We start from the raw sequence: 13,347 nt of genomic DNA, 5'->3' as shown, positions 1-13,347 counted from the left end.
ACCGCGTGCGCGTGGCGTGAAGGAGAGGCAGGTCACAGGAACCAGGCGAAGGCGAACAGCCCCAGCATCGCGATCACCACCGCCAGCTTCAGCGCCAGGCCAAGCAGGATGCCAAGCCACGTGGCCAGCCCAACCTTGGTCGAGCGCCCCAGTTCGCGGGTGTGCCAGTACTCGCCCAGCAGAGCGCCGATCAACGGGCCGGCGAACAGGCCGATCGGCATGAAGAACAGGCCGACGATGCTGCCGACGAAGGTTCCCCACAGCGCCTTTCGGCTGGCACCGACCCGTTGCGCCCCCACGACGGTGGCCAGCACGTCCACCAGCAACGAGAGCAGGGTCAGTACCCCCAGCGCAACCAGGGTCGGCCAGCCGACGTGGGCGAAGCCGTCAGCCCAGGCCGCCAGCAGCAGCCCGATGAACACCAGCGGGATGCCGGGCAGGGCCGGGAGGATGATTCCGGCGATGCCGACAAGGACAAAAATGACCGCTAGCAGATATAAGATGAATGAGAGTCCCATGCTGTCCCGTATGGTGGTCGTTTTGGGGTTGACAGTGAAAGATTTTGCCAGTTGCTTTTTCGTTTTGGGCGGGTTAAGTTGCAGTCGCTGAGCTTGGCAAGGTCACCGTGGATCGTGGCCTGATGAAGCAAGATCTTCCCGATCCGCTGCATCGATGCACCTCGCTTCCCCCTTGCTTGTCAGCCGCCCACCAGGCGTTTCCTACAACAAGAGAGAGTCACCAGGGAGTTAGTGAGATGTCTGATCGCGAGACCGGTACCGTCAAGTGGTTCAACGATGCAAAGGGCTTCGGCTTCATCAGCCGTGAAAACGGCGAAGACGTGTTCGTGCACTTCCGTGCCATCCAGACCCAGGGCTTCAAGAGCCTGAAGGAAGGCCAGAAGGTCACCTTCACCGTCGTGCAGGGCCAGAAGGGCCTGCAGGCCGACGCTGTGCAGCCGACCTGATCGCGCTGCAAGCCGTCACATGAAAAAGGCCCGCGCAAGCGGGCCTTTTTCTTTGCCGTCGGCCCGGTGCAGGTCAGCGCAGGATGACCTTGCCGTTGACCACGCGCACATAGGTGTTTTCGCGGATGCCGCCGAGGTCGCGCTGGTTGACCACGATGGTGCGGCCATCATCCATGCGCACGCTGATGTCGTAGGTATCACTGGTGACGTTCTTCTGGATCTGGTTGCCCGCCAGCGCACCACCGACCGCGCCTGCGGCCGCAGCGATGTTCTTGTTGCCACGGCTGCCGCCGGTGTGATCGGAGATCTCATGGCCGGCCACGGCACCGACGATGCCGCCGAGGATGGCGCCGGTTGCGCTCGGCGCAGTGCGGCCCGACGGCACGGTGTTGATGCGGGTGACGATGCCACAGTCGGCGCAACGGCCCTGGTTGTAACCGCCGTTGTTGCCGTAGCCGCCATTGTTGTAGCCGTTGTTGTAACCACCGCCACCGTAGCCGGGCGAGGTGGCACAGCCAGCCAGGGCGAGGGTAGCGATGGCGCTGGCGGCAATGAGCTGGATCTTCATGGGGCGTCTCCTGGCCGTGAAGGCGGGTGTCTGGGGTGGTACTGCGTCATGCAGCAGGGTGGACGAATCGTCCTCTTTTGAACGTGAACAAGGTGCCAACCACGCAACCCTTGTCCGGCTGCAGGATGAATGCGGCTCAGCGGAAGTCCTGGTGGCAGGCGCGGCAGTCGGCCTGCACCGTTTCCACCACCTGGGCCAGGGCCGTGCAGTCGCTGGGCGGTGCGGCCAGAGCGGCGTTGAGGTTGCCGCGCAGCTGGCTGGCATGCTGCTGGAACTGCGCGCTGTCCTTCAGCCCGGGGAAAGCCAGGTCCAGGTCGTTGGACAGCAGGCGCATCGCCTGCAACCGCGGCACGCTGTCGGCCAGGCTGCAGCGGTTCTGCTGCTGGGCCTGCTGCAGCAGCTGCGATTGCCGTTGCATCACCTGCATCAGGCTGTCCGGGAACGGGTCGCGGCGCGCCTGCAGGGCACGGCCCACCATCACCGTGGCGATCAGGCCGATCAACAGGCCCAGGCCGAGCACGAACAGATAGCGGTAGGCGGTGGACGGGCGGCGGGGCGGGCTGGCGTTCATGGCGGGCTCTCCGGGCGTGCAACGGTGGGTTCGATGCCGGCGCGCTGCAGGCGCTGGCGCCTGCACGTTAAAATAGCCGGATGAACGAACAGGTCAAACAACGCTTCGCCGGCGTCGAACGGCTGTATGGCGTGGGTGCGCTCGAGCGCCTGCAGGGCAGCCGCGTGGCGGTGGTGGGCATGGGGGGCGTCGGCTCGTGGGTGGTGGAGGCGCTGGCCCGCTCGGCGGTCGGCCACCTGACCCTGATCGATGCCGATGACATCTGCGTGTCCAACACAAACCGGCAGCTGCCGGCGATGGAAGGCAACTACGGCCGCAACAAGGCCGAGGCGATGGCCGAGCGCTGCCGCGCGATCAACCCGGACATCGAGGTCGATGCCGTGCAGGCGTTCCTGACGGTGTCGAACATGGCCGAACTGCTGGACCGTGGGTTCGATCTGGTGATTGATGCCTGCGACAGCTTCCGGGTCAAGGTCGAGACGATTGCCTGGTGCCGTCGCCGCAAGCTGCCGCTGCTGACCGTCGGTGCCGCCGGTGGCCGTACTGATCCGACCCTGGTGCGCATCCGCGACGTCTCGCGCACCGAGCACGATGCCATGCTGGCGCTGATCCGCAAGAAGCTGCGCAGCGAGTTCAATTTCCCGAAGAACGCCAAGCGCTACTTCGGCGTGCCGGCGGTGTACTCGCTGGAAAACGTGAAGTATCCGCAGGCCGATGGCAGCGTATGCGGCATCCGCCCGAACCTCGGTGCCGATGCAGCGTTGAAGCTGGACTGCGGCGCCGGCCTGGGTGCGGCGACCCATATCACCGGCGCCTTCGCTTTCGCGGCGGTGGGCAAGGCGTTGGAAATGCTGCTGGAGCCGAAGAAGGTGAAGGCCGAAGTGGTTGAGGATCACGCCGACGCGTGACGGTAGTGCCGGCCGCTGGCCGGCATCTGCGCTGATCGAATCATTCCGGAGTTGCCGGCCAGCGGCCGGCACTACCCTCAGTTCGCCGGCAAAGCGAACAGCCGTCGCGCGTTCTGCGTCGTGGCATATGCCACGGCTTCAACGTCCATTCCGCGCAGTGCGGCCACGTGGCGGGCAATGGTCGCCAGCCGCGCCGGTTCGTTGCGCTGGCCGCGGATGCCGGCATCAGGCTGATCCGGTGCATCGGTTTCCAGCAGCAGTTGTTCCAGCGGCATCCCGCGTACCAGGCGCTGCAGCCGTTGCGCGCGTTCGTAGGTCAGCGGGCCACCGAGACCGAGCAGGAAGCCTTGCCGATGCAGTTGCGCGGCCTGTTCCGGGCTGCCGGAAAAGCTGTGCACCACGCCGCGCAGGCCGCCGATGCGACGGATCGCGGCAATGACCGCATCCACCGCGCGCCGCGCATGCACGATCACCGGCAGCTCGAACTCGCGCGCCAGTTCCAGCTGGCCGATGAAGTACGCCTGTTGTGCCTCTGCATCCAATCCCTCGACGAAAAAATCCAGCCCGCATTCGCCGATCGCACACGGTCGTTCGCGCTCGATCCACTCGCGCAGCAGCGGCAGATGGCCGGGCCGGTGCTCGGCCAGGAACATCGGATGCAGGCCGTACGCCGGGTACAGCCCCGGTGCCAGCCGGCAGACCTCGCGCAGCTTCGGCCAGCTGGCGGCGGTGACGGCCGGTACCACCTGCGCGTGCACGCCCGCGGCGCCTGCGCGCTCGATCACCGCCGTGCGATCAGCATCGAATTCACTGGCATCCAGATGGCAGTGGCTGTCGACCAGCGCGCTCAACGCTGTTCCAGCGGCGGCGGGGCCGGGACCGTATTGCGGCTTTTCCAGTTGGCCAGCAGCAGGGTGCCGAAGCCGAGCACCAGTTCATCGACGAACGGGATCGGGTCGGGAATGAACAGGGTCAGCACGAACAGGCCTGCGGTGAGCTTGAACAGGGTGGGGTAGCGCAGCCGGCGCGCCCATTGCAGTACCGGCAGCAGCATCGGGTTTGCCATGGCGGGGGTCCTCCTGGGGAATATGCAAACGCTACCACGGGCCCAGCATTTCCCGATGCTGAATGGGTTACGGGAATGAGCAGGAAATGTGGAGATTCCGTTCAGGCAGCGCATGCTGCAATCTGGTCCGAGAACGTTGCGGATGGTCCGCAAGGAGCAGGTCATGAAAAGCACAACTACAACTGTCCTGGTCGCAGCGGGCGCGCTGCTGGTCGGTGGTATCGCCACCGCCGCCTTCATGAAGAGTGGCGGCACATCGCCCGATTCCATCAGCGCCGGAACCCCCAACGGTGAATCGCGCCTGGTCGATGGCAACGCCACTGACGATGGCGCGCGTGGTGACACGCTCGACCCGTCGGCACCGCGTGGGCTGGAATATGCCGATGTGCTGAAGGTCGACCCGATCACCGAGAAGCAGAAGGCCTACGCCACCGTGATCGGCACCGATGCGGTGCGCGAGACCTCCACCACCCAGACCCCGCATGAAGTCTGCCAGGACGTGACGGTGCAGGAGCGCCTGCCGGAACGTGACGGCAACGTGGGCGGCACCGTGGTCGGTGCTGTGGTGGGTGGCCTGCTGGGCAACCAGGTCGGCGGCGGCAATGGCAAGAAGGCAGCTACTGCGGCTGGCGCGGTGGCCGGTGGCTTCATCGGCAACCAGATCGACAAGCGCCATGTGGGGGGCCGCGTGGTCAACCGCACCGAGCGCCAGTGCCACACCGAGACCGCGACCTCCGAGTCGAGCCGCGTCACCGGCTACAACGTGACCTATCGGAACGAAGACGGCACCACCGGTACCATGCGCATGGCCAGCAAGCCGGGCAACCGCATTGCCATGGGTACCAACGACGTGGTGAAGGGCTACAACGTGACCTACCGCTACGATGGCGCCGAGAAGACCGTGCGCATGGACAACAAGCCGGCCAGCGATCGCCTGCCGGTGGTCGATGGCCAGCTGGTCACGCAGACCGCTGCCGCCGGTGCAACTGCGGCCACCACGCGCCAGTAATCCAGGTGCAGCATGCAGTACTCGACGGGCCGGCTCATGCCGGCCCGTTTCGTTGCGACCGGCGGAATTCATCCGCGCGGGGCGCGAATCCACCATCATGGACGCTTCCTTCGACATGGAGCCGGCATGAGCATCTTCGACCTGCGCATTGAAACCGAGCGCCTGATCCTGCGCCCGCTGCTGCGCGAGGACTACGAACCCTATCTGGCGTTCTGCGCCGACGAGGAAACGATGCGCACCCTCGGTGGCGTGCAGCCGCCTTCGGTGGCCTGGCGTGGCTTCTGCAGCCTGGCTGGCGCCTGGCAGCTGTTCGGCTTCTCGATGTTCAGCGTGATAGAGAAATCCAGCGGTGACTGGATCGGGCGCATGGGTCCCTGGCAACCGCAGGACTGGCCCGGTACCGAGGTCGGCTGGGGCATCCGCCATGCCAGCTGGGGCAGGGGCTATGCGCCGGAAGCCGCGGTCGCCGCGATCGACTGGGCGTTCGACACGCTCGGGTGGGATGAGGTGATCCACACCATTGCCGAGAACAACCACAACTCGCGGGCGGTCGCGCGCAAGCTCGGCAGCACGATGCTGCGCATGGGCGAACTGCCGCCACCGTACAACGACAAGCCGATGCAGATCTGGGGCCAGTCGCGCGCGCAGTGGCGGCAGCGCACACGCTGAGCGTTGCCCGGTAGTGCCGGCCACTGGCCGGCAACCTCGTTGCAGCAGGATTCATGCGATTGCCGGCCAGCGGCCGGCACGACCGGGTCGCCATGCTGCACCCGCGCTTGGCATTCACAGACGTGCTTGCCAGACTGCACGCAGCCGGCCGCCGGCCGGATGTGATGGAGCAGGCAATGGTGGAAGAGCGCGTCCCGCTGACGGTGCATGGCATGTCGGTCTCGGGCAATTGCCACAAGGTCCGCCTGCTGCTGGAGCAGCTCGGCAGCCGTTATCGCTGGGTGGAGGTGGACAGTGCCCACGGCCAGACCCATAGCCCCGAATTCCTGGCGCTCAACCCGAATGCCAAGGTGCCGTTGATCGTCCGCGACGATGGCCGCGTGCTGACCGAATCCAACGCGATCCTGTTCTGGCTGGCCGAAGGCACGCCGTACCTGCCCACCGATGGCTGGGAGCGCGCGCAGGCGTTGAGCTGGATGTTCTTCGAGCAGTACACGCACGAGCCGTGCGTGGCAGTGGCGCGCTTCATCCGCGGCTGGACCGCGTCCGATTCGCCGCGCCGCGCCGAACTGCCACGGCTGCACGAGCGCGCCGCCACCGCGCTGGCAGTGATGGAGCAGCACCTGCGCCAGGCGCAATGGTTCACCGGCAGCGGATACGGCATCGCCGATATCGCCCTGTTTGCCTATACCGATGTGGCGGGCGAGGGCGGCATCAGCCTGGAGCCGTTCCCGGAAGTCCGCGCCTGGCTGCAGCGCGTGCGTGAGCAGCCGCGCTTCCTGCCGATGCCGGCAGTGACCGCCGAAGTGCGCTCGCGATTCGAGGCCGTGTGACTCTCACCAGGGTGACCCCCACAGGGTAGCGCCGGGCCATGTCCGGCCGAATGCAACAACGACACGGAGGGTGTTCGATGTTCGCTGTGGTTCCAGATCCGATTCCCGCACGCATGCGCGTGCTCAACCGCGCCGAAGTGTGCGACGCCAACTTCCTCGATGCGGTGCGTGGCTGGCGCGGCACCCCGCGTCCGCGCCCGGCACCGGATGCGCCGATCCTGCCGGGCAGCACGCTCACCGCGGCTGCCTTTGGCGAACTGTTCGACTCGCAGCTGGCCAGCCGCCAGCTGGACCTGATGGCACGGGTGCTGCGCGTGCAGAACAAGGTCTTCTACACCATCGGTTCCTCCGGCCACGAAGGCAATGCGCTGCTGGCGCGGGCCTGCCGGCATACCGATCCAGCCTTCCTGCATTATCGCTCCGGTGCCTTCATGGCCGAGCGTTCGCGCCAGGTGCCGGGTATCGATCCGCTGCGCGATGCGGCACTGTCCTTTGCCGCCAGCGCGGATGATCCGGCCAGCGGTGGCCGCCACAAAGTGTGGGGCAGCAAGCCATTGTGGGTGCTGCCGCAGACCTCGACGATTGCTTCGCACCTGCCGAAGGCGCTGGGCACCGCGCTGGCCATCGAGAGTGGCAAGCGGCTGGGGCAGTCGTTGCCGATTCCCACCGACAGCATCGTGCTGTGCTCGTTCGGTGATGCCTCGGCCAACCATGCCACCGCGCAGACCGCGTTCAATACCGCGATGTGGTCGGCCTACCAGAAGCTGCCGGCGCCGGTCCTGTTCGTCTGCGAGGACAACGGGCTGGGCATTTCGGTGAAGACGCCGGAAGGCTGGATTGCCGAGCGCTTCAGCTGCCAGCCAGGGCTCGACTATTTCTTCGCCGATGGGCTGGACCTGGCCACCGGGCACGCCCAGGTGCAGGCCGCGGTGGAGCACTGCCGGCGCACGCGGCGGCCGACCTTCCTGCATCTGCGCACCACGCGCCTGATGGGCCATGCCGGCACCGACTTTGAAGTGGAATGGCGCGCGCTGCCGGACCTGTGTGCAGCCGAAGCCCAGGACCCGCTGCTGCGTTCGGCGCAGATCGCGCTGGAATCAGGCTGGATGGATGCGGCCGCCATCGAGGTGGCCTACGAGAGCATGCGCGCGCGCTGCATGGCGGCGGCCGCCGATGCCGAAGGCCGCCCGACGCTGCAGTCGCTGCAGGAAGTGATGGCGCCGCTGGCGCCGTACACGCCAGCGGCGGTGCTGGCCGAAGCGCGGCGCGAGGTGCCCGCCGAGACGCGCGAAGCGCTGTATGGCGGTGCGGAGACCCTGCCCGAGCGGCAGGCACCACGGCACCTGGCCATCCAGATCAACCACGGCCTGCAGGAGCTGCTGGCGAAGTATCCGCAGAGCCTGTTGTTCGGCGAGGACGTGGCGCAGAAGGGCGGTGTCTACACCGTCACCAAGGATCTGCTGCGCCGCTTCGGGCCGCGCCGAGTGTTCAACACCCTGCTGGACGAGACCATGATCCTGGGCATGGCACAGGGCCTGGCCAACATGGGCATGCTGCCGATTCCGGAAATCCAGTACCTGGCCTACCTGCACAACGCCATCGACCAGCTGCGTGGCGAGGCCTGTTCGCTGCAGTTCTTTTCCAACGACCAGTACCGCAACCCGATGCTGGTGCGGGTCGCCGGGCTGGGGTACCAGAAGGGCTTCGGTGGCCATTTCCACAACGACAACTCGATCACCGCGCTGCGTGACATCCCCGGGCTTGTGGTCGGCTGCCCATCGCGCGGCGACGATGCGGTGTTGATGCTGCGCACGCTGGCGGCGCTGGCGCGGGTGGATGGGCGCGTGGCCGTGTTCCTGGAGCCGATCGCGCTGTACATGAGCAAGGACCTGCACGAACCCGGCGATGGCCAATGGCTGTTCGACTACCCGGCCCAGGGCCAGGCGCTGGTACCCGGGGAGGGCCGGGTCTATGTGCCGGAGGCGGGCGACCTGGTGGTCTACACCTATGGCAACGGCGTGCCGATGGCGCTGCGCGCGGCGCGGGCGATCGAGCAGCAGCTGGGCTGGCAGGTGCGGGTGGTCGACCTGCGCTGGTTGGTGCCACTGGATGCCGGCTTCATTGCCAGCCAGGCCGCCAGTGCACGGCGGGTGCTGGTGCTGGACGAGGGCCGCCACAGTGGCGGGGTGGGCGAGGGCGTGGTCACCGCACTGGTCGAGGCGGGTTTCGGCCACCTGCCGTTGCGCCGGGTCTGCGGTGCCGATACCTATACCCCGCTGGCGGGGGCAGCAATGTTCGGGCTTCCAAGCGACAATGCGGTGATTGGCGCCGCCCTTGAACTGGCGCAGGAACCCTGATGCATGTGTGGATTGGCGGGAATGTTGTTGCCGGCGCCTGTGGCGTCGGCCGAGGTGCTGCAGGCGCAGGTCCTGGCCATGGGCGAGGCGCTGCACCACCGCGGGCCGGATGATGGCGGCAGCTGGGTCGATGCCGGGGCAGGCATCGCGCTGGCGCACCGTCGGCTGAGCATTCTCGACCTGTCGCCGCTGGGCCACCAGCCGATGGCCTCGTCCGATGGTCGCTACGTGATGGCCTACAACGGCGAGGTCTACAACTTCGCTGCCCTGCGTGCCGAACTGGAGCCGCTGGGGCACGCCTTCCGCGGCCATTCCGATACCGAGGTGCTGCTGGCAGCGATCCTGCAGTGGGGTATCGAGGACACCCTGCAGCGTGCCAACGGCATGTTCGCCATCGCGCTGTGGGACCGCCAGCAGCAGTGCCTGTGGCTGGCCCGCGACCGCGTCGGCAAGAAGCCGCTGTACTACGGCTGGGCCGGTGACACCCTGGTGTTCGGCTCTGAACTGAAAGCGCTGTGGCAGCACCCGGCGTTCGACAACGACATCGACCGGGATGCACTGACCCTGCTGCTGCGGCTGGACTACATTCCTGCACCGCACAGCATCCACCAGCGCTGCTACAAGTTGATGCCCGGGCGCGTGCTGCGCCTGGACGCCGAAGCCGTAGCGGCGGGTGCGGCCGCGCACCGCCCGGAGCAGGCACAGCGCCCCTACTGGGATGCGCGTGCGCGCATGCAGGCCGCGCTGGCGGCCCCGTTCCAGGGTCGCATCGAGGAAGCCGAGGAGCAGCTGGATGGGCTGCTGCGCGATGCGGTCGCGCTGCGCATGGTGGCCGACGTGCCGGTAGGCGTGTTCCTGTCCGGCGGTACCGATTCGTCGCTGGTGGCAGCGCTGATGCAGGCGCAGAGCGGGCAGCCGGTGCACAGCTTCAGCATCGGCTTCACCGGTTCGGGCCACGACGAGGCACCGCTGGCAAGGGAACTGGCCACGCATCTGGGTTGCGACCACACCGAGCTCTATGTCAGCGGCGCGGATGCACTGGCAGTCGTGCCTCAGCTGCCGGCAATGTTCGACGAGCCTTTCGCCGACGCTTCGCAGGTGCCGACCGCGCTGGTCGCGCGCCTGGCGCGGCAGGGCGTGACTGTGGCGTTGTCTGGTGACGGCGGTGATGAGCTGTTCTTCGGCTATACCCGCTACGTGCGCGCGCTGCGCAACTGGCAGATGCTGGGCCGCGTGCCAGGCCCGCTCCGGCGCTGGATGGGCGCGCGCTCGCAGCAGCAGGGCGAGGCCTCGCGGACCGGCGGCCTGGCCGCGCTGCTGGCCGAGTCCGGCGCGCGTGGCATCGGCGACGTGTACCGCAACCGCATCTCGCGCTGGCGCGATCCGGCGACGGCGGTGCCGGGCGCGCAGGCTGCCGGCAGCTTCTACGACCTGGCCGATCCGTTGCACGGTGCCGGCACACCGGCCGACGCGATGATGCTGGCCGATTACGTGACCTACCTGCCGGATGACCTGCTGTGCAAGGTCGACCGCACCTCGATGGCGGTCAGCCTGGAGGCACGCGCGCCGCTGCTGGACTGGCGCGTGGCCGAGTTCGCCTGGTCGCTGCCGCTGGGCTTCAAGCGCAGCGAAACCACCAGCAAGGTGCTGCTGAAGCGCGTGCTTGGCCGCTACGTGCCGCAGTCGATGGTGCACCGGCCCAAGCGCGGATTCGGTGCGCCGGTCAGCGATTGGCTGAAGGGCGACCTGCGGCCATGGGCCGAAGACCTGCTGCAGCCGGCACGCCTGGAGCGCGAGGGCGTGCTGTCGGCGGCGGCGGTGCAGCCGCTGTGGCAGCAGTTCCTGGGCGGCCAGCGCAAGTGGCATACCCACCTGTGGAACGTGCTGATGTTCCAGGCCTGGCAGGCGCATTGGCGGCAGGTACGGACCGGCGTGACCGGCGGCTGATCTTCACCGGACGGCACGGGCCCGGCGTCTAGGCTGGGCCTCCCGCACCGTGAGGAGTACGTCCCGATGTCCGTCCCCACCATCGCCGTGTTCGTTGGCAGCCTGCGCAAGGATTCCTGCAACCGCAAGCTGGCCCATGCGCTGGAGAAGATCGCCGGCGACCGCGCGCGCTTCCAGTACGTGCAGATCGGTGATCTCCCGCTGTACGACCAGGATTTCGATGGACAGTACCCGCCGCAGGGCACCCGGCTGAAGGATCAGGTGCGTGCCGCCGACGCGGTGCTGTTCGTGACCCCCGAATACAACCGGTCAGTGCCGGGCGTGCTGAAGAACGCCATCGACATCGGCTCGCGCCCCTACGGTGACAGCGCGTTTGCCGGCAAGCCGGCGGCGGTGATCGGCGCTTCCATCGGCCAGATCGGTACTGCCGTGGCCCAGCAGCACCTGCGTATCAGCCTGGCCTTCCTGGACATGCACGTGCTCGGCCAGCCCGAAGCGTTCATCCACTTCAAGGACGGCCTGATCGATGCCGACGGCATGATCCACAACGAGGGCACGCAGAAATTCCTGCAGGGCTACGTGGACCGGTTCCTGGCACTGATCGCGGTGCACGTGAAGGGCGATTGAGACCGATGGGGTTGGAGCAGCCACGCCCCGGGGACGGATCCCGGCGCGCAGCGGCGGGCTCTGACCCCATGTCCGCTGAGCGGGCCGGAAGCCCGTGCGCTGCACGGAATCCGACCCTGGCCCCCTGATCTGCGATAATGACCCACTCGGGCGTCGCAACGGCGCCCGTCGCAGGCATTGCGACGCCCCCGCGCCAGACTGGCCAGGCACCGGCGGATATCCCCCGTTTCTCCACGGCTTATCCACAGGCTTGTCCATGGCCGCCGGGGTCGGCGCATGCCTACACTCGTCCGGCCCACTTTTGCAGGAAACACCGCAGCATGTCCGCTCGTCCCGGCTTCCGTTCCAACCGCAGAGAGCGCGGTGATGGCTTCGATCGCGATCGCGACGAATCGCGTATCGACCAGCTGCGCGTGCCGCCGCATTCGGTGGAAGCCGAGCAGGCGGTGCTGGGTGGCCTGATGCTGGCGCCGGAGGCCTATGACCGGGTCAACGACCAGCTGACCGAGGGCGATTTCTACCGCCGCGATCATCAGATGATCTACCGCGCGATCCGCGAGCTGTCCGAGCGTGAGCGGCCGTTCGACGCGGTGACCCTGGGCGAGTGGTTCGAATCGCAGGGCAAGCTGGAGCTGGTGGGCGATGGCGCCTACCTGATCGAGCTGGCGAGCACCACGCCGTCGGCGGCCAACATCGTGGCCTATGCCGAGATCGTGCGTGACAAGGCGGTGCTGCGGCAGCTGATCCAGGTCGGCACCGACATCGTCAACGATGGCTTCCAGCCGGAGGGCCGTGACAGCAGTGAACTGCTGGCTTCTGCGGAGAAGAGCGTGTTCGCCATCGCCGAACAGGGGGCACGCGGGCGTACCGACTTCGTGGCCATGCCTGGCGCGCTGAAGGATGCCTTCGAGGAGCTGCGCAACCGCTTCGAGAACGGCGGCAACATCACCGGCCTGCCGACCGGCTACAACGACTTCGATGCGATGACCGCCGGCCTGCAGCCGACCGACCTGATCATCCTCGCCGCGCGCCCGGCCATGGGCAAGACCACGTTCGCACTGAACATCGCCGAGTACGCAGCGATCAAGTCGAAGAAGGGCGTGGCGGTGTTCTCGATGGAAATGTCGGCGTCGCAGCTGGCGATGCGCCTGATTTCCTCCAACGGCCGCATCAACGCACAGCGCCTGCGTACCGGCCAGCTGGAAGACGAAGACTGGAGCCGCGTCACCAGCGCGATCAAGATGCTGAAGGAAACCAAGATCTTCATCGACGATACGCCGGGCGTGTCGCCGGAAGTGCTGCGTTCCAAGTGCCGCCGGCTCAAGCGCGAGCACGACCTGGGCCTGGTGGTGATCGACTACCTGCAGCTGATGAGCGTGCCGGGCAACAGCGAGAACCGCGCGACCGAAATTTCGGAAATCTCGCGTTCGCTGAAGGGCCTGGCCAAGGAACTGCACGTGCCGGTGATCGCGCTGTCGCAGCTCAACCGCTCGCTGGAAACACGTACCGACAAGCGCCCGGTGATGGCTGACCTTCGCGAATCAGGCGCAATCGAGCAGGATGCGGACATGATCGTCTTCATCTACCGCGACGATTACTACAACAAGGAAAATTCGCCGGACAAGGGCCTGGCCGAGATCATCATCGGCAAGCACCGTGGTGGCCCGACCGGTTCGTGCAAGCTGAAGTTCTTCGGCGAATACACCCGCTTCGACAATCTGGCCCACGACTCGGTCGGCTCATTCGAATAGCCGTAGTGCCGGCCGCTGGCCGGCAACCACTCCACGGCCGGCAAACCATTCGAAACGCCAATCTTCCGTATGTGGCG

The 13,347-nt window shown here is 66.9% G+C and carries 14 protein-coding genes; 9 read left to right on the top strand and 5 right to left on the bottom strand.

Annotation, left to right across the window (positions count from 1 at the left end; translation table 11 throughout):
• Window positions 1-32: 32 nt before the first annotated feature.
• Window positions 33-518 carry a DUF456 domain-containing protein gene (locus EZ304_RS04110; protein WP_049429424.1) on the bottom strand — a complete coding sequence of 162 codons (486 nt, stop codon included), beginning with the start codon at window positions 516-518 and terminating at the stop codon, window positions 33-35.
• A gap of 236 nt (window positions 519-754) precedes the next feature.
• Between EZ304_RS04110 and EZ304_RS04105 the strand changes: the two genes are divergently transcribed.
• Entirely contained in the window at window positions 755-964 is a 210-nt protein-coding gene (locus EZ304_RS04105) for a cold-shock protein (RefSeq protein ID WP_005410290.1), read from the top strand.
• Window positions 965-1,037: 73 nt separating this feature from the next.
• Here EZ304_RS04105 and EZ304_RS04100 read toward each other — a convergent pair whose 3' ends face one another.
• Together EZ304_RS04100 and EZ304_RS04095 are read right to left on the bottom strand one after the other, a co-directional pair.
• Window positions 1,038-1,532, bottom strand: coding sequence for a glycine zipper 2TM domain-containing protein (locus EZ304_RS04100; protein WP_005410289.1), 495 nt, complete (start codon window positions 1,530-1,532; stop codon window positions 1,038-1,040).
• A gap of 136 nt (window positions 1,533-1,668) precedes the next feature.
• A complete protein-coding gene (locus EZ304_RS04095) occupies window positions 1,669-2,103 on the bottom strand; it encodes a cytochrome c (RefSeq protein ID WP_049420899.1) in 435 nt (144 codons plus the stop codon).
• A gap of 80 nt (window positions 2,104-2,183) precedes the next feature.
• Here EZ304_RS04095 and EZ304_RS04090 point away from each other — a divergent pair, with 80 nt between their 5' ends.
• A complete protein-coding gene (locus tag EZ304_RS04090; RefSeq protein WP_142806356.1) occupies window positions 2,184-3,011 on the top strand; it encodes a tRNA threonylcarbamoyladenosine dehydratase in 828 nt (275 codons plus the stop codon).
• Between the two features lie 77 nt (window positions 3,012-3,088).
• On the opposite strand, the gene EZ304_RS04085 is transcribed toward EZ304_RS04090, so the two are convergent.
• The gene (locus EZ304_RS04085; RefSeq protein WP_142806355.1) at window positions 3,089-3,862 is read right to left on the bottom strand and encodes a TatD family hydrolase; all 774 of its coding nucleotides are present in this window, start codon (window positions 3,860-3,862) and stop codon (window positions 3,089-3,091) included.
• Window positions 3,859-4,077, bottom strand: a complete 219-nt coding sequence (locus EZ304_RS04080; RefSeq protein ID WP_005410285.1) for a DUF6116 family protein — start codon at window positions 4,075-4,077, stop codon at window positions 3,859-3,861. Before EZ304_RS04080 ends, EZ304_RS04085 begins: the two co-directional genes overlap by 4 nt.
• Before the next feature lie 163 nt (window positions 4,078-4,240).
• Between EZ304_RS04080 and EZ304_RS04075 the strand changes: the two genes are divergently transcribed.
• The 7 genes from EZ304_RS04075 to EZ304_RS04045 all read left to right on the top strand — a co-directional run bounded on the left by EZ304_RS04075 (window position 4,241) and on the right by EZ304_RS04045 (window position 13,270).
• The gene (locus EZ304_RS04075) at window positions 4,241-5,086 is read left to right on the top strand and encodes a glycine zipper 2TM domain-containing protein (protein WP_142806354.1); all 846 of its coding nucleotides are present in this window, start codon (window positions 4,241-4,243) and stop codon (window positions 5,084-5,086) included.
• Window positions 5,087-5,212: 126 nt separating this feature from the next.
• Window positions 5,213-5,755: a GNAT family N-acetyltransferase gene (locus EZ304_RS04070; RefSeq protein WP_142806353.1), complete on the top strand. Its 543-nt coding sequence runs from the start codon at window positions 5,213-5,215 to the stop codon at window positions 5,753-5,755.
• A 176-nt stretch (window positions 5,756-5,931) separates the two neighbouring features.
• The gene (locus tag EZ304_RS04065) at window positions 5,932-6,588 is read left to right on the top strand and encodes a glutathione S-transferase family protein (protein ID WP_142806352.1); all 657 of its coding nucleotides are present in this window, start codon (window positions 5,932-5,934) and stop codon (window positions 6,586-6,588) included.
• Between the two features lie 77 nt (window positions 6,589-6,665).
• On the top strand, window positions 6,666-8,945 hold the full coding sequence (locus EZ304_RS04060) for a transketolase C-terminal domain-containing protein (RefSeq protein ID WP_142806351.1): 2,280 nt from the start codon (window positions 6,666-6,668) through the stop codon (window positions 8,943-8,945).
• A 3-nt stretch (window positions 8,946-8,948) separates the two neighbouring features.
• Window positions 8,949-10,892: an asparagine synthase (glutamine-hydrolyzing) gene (gene asnB / locus EZ304_RS04055; protein WP_099552509.1), complete on the top strand. Its 1,944-nt coding sequence runs from the start codon at window positions 8,949-8,951 to the stop codon at window positions 10,890-10,892.
• 66 nt (window positions 10,893-10,958) lie between these two features.
• Window positions 10,959-11,519, top strand: a complete 561-nt coding sequence (locus tag EZ304_RS04050) for an NADPH-dependent FMN reductase (protein ID WP_142806350.1) — start codon at window positions 10,959-10,961, stop codon at window positions 11,517-11,519.
• Between the two features lie 320 nt (window positions 11,520-11,839).
• Window positions 11,840-13,270 carry a replicative DNA helicase gene (locus EZ304_RS04045; protein ID WP_099552507.1) on the top strand — a complete coding sequence of 477 codons (1,431 nt, stop codon included), beginning with the start codon at window positions 11,840-11,842 and terminating at the stop codon, window positions 13,268-13,270.
• Window positions 13,271-13,347: the final 77 nt, after the last annotated feature.

The organism is Stenotrophomonas maltophilia (assembly GCF_006974125.1).
GTDB classification, from domain to species: domain Bacteria; phylum Pseudomonadota; class Gammaproteobacteria; order Xanthomonadales; family Xanthomonadaceae; genus Stenotrophomonas; species Stenotrophomonas maltophilia_O.
Note: the sequence above shows the minus strand (reverse complement) of the source record. Positions and strands in the feature narration are given on the sequence as shown.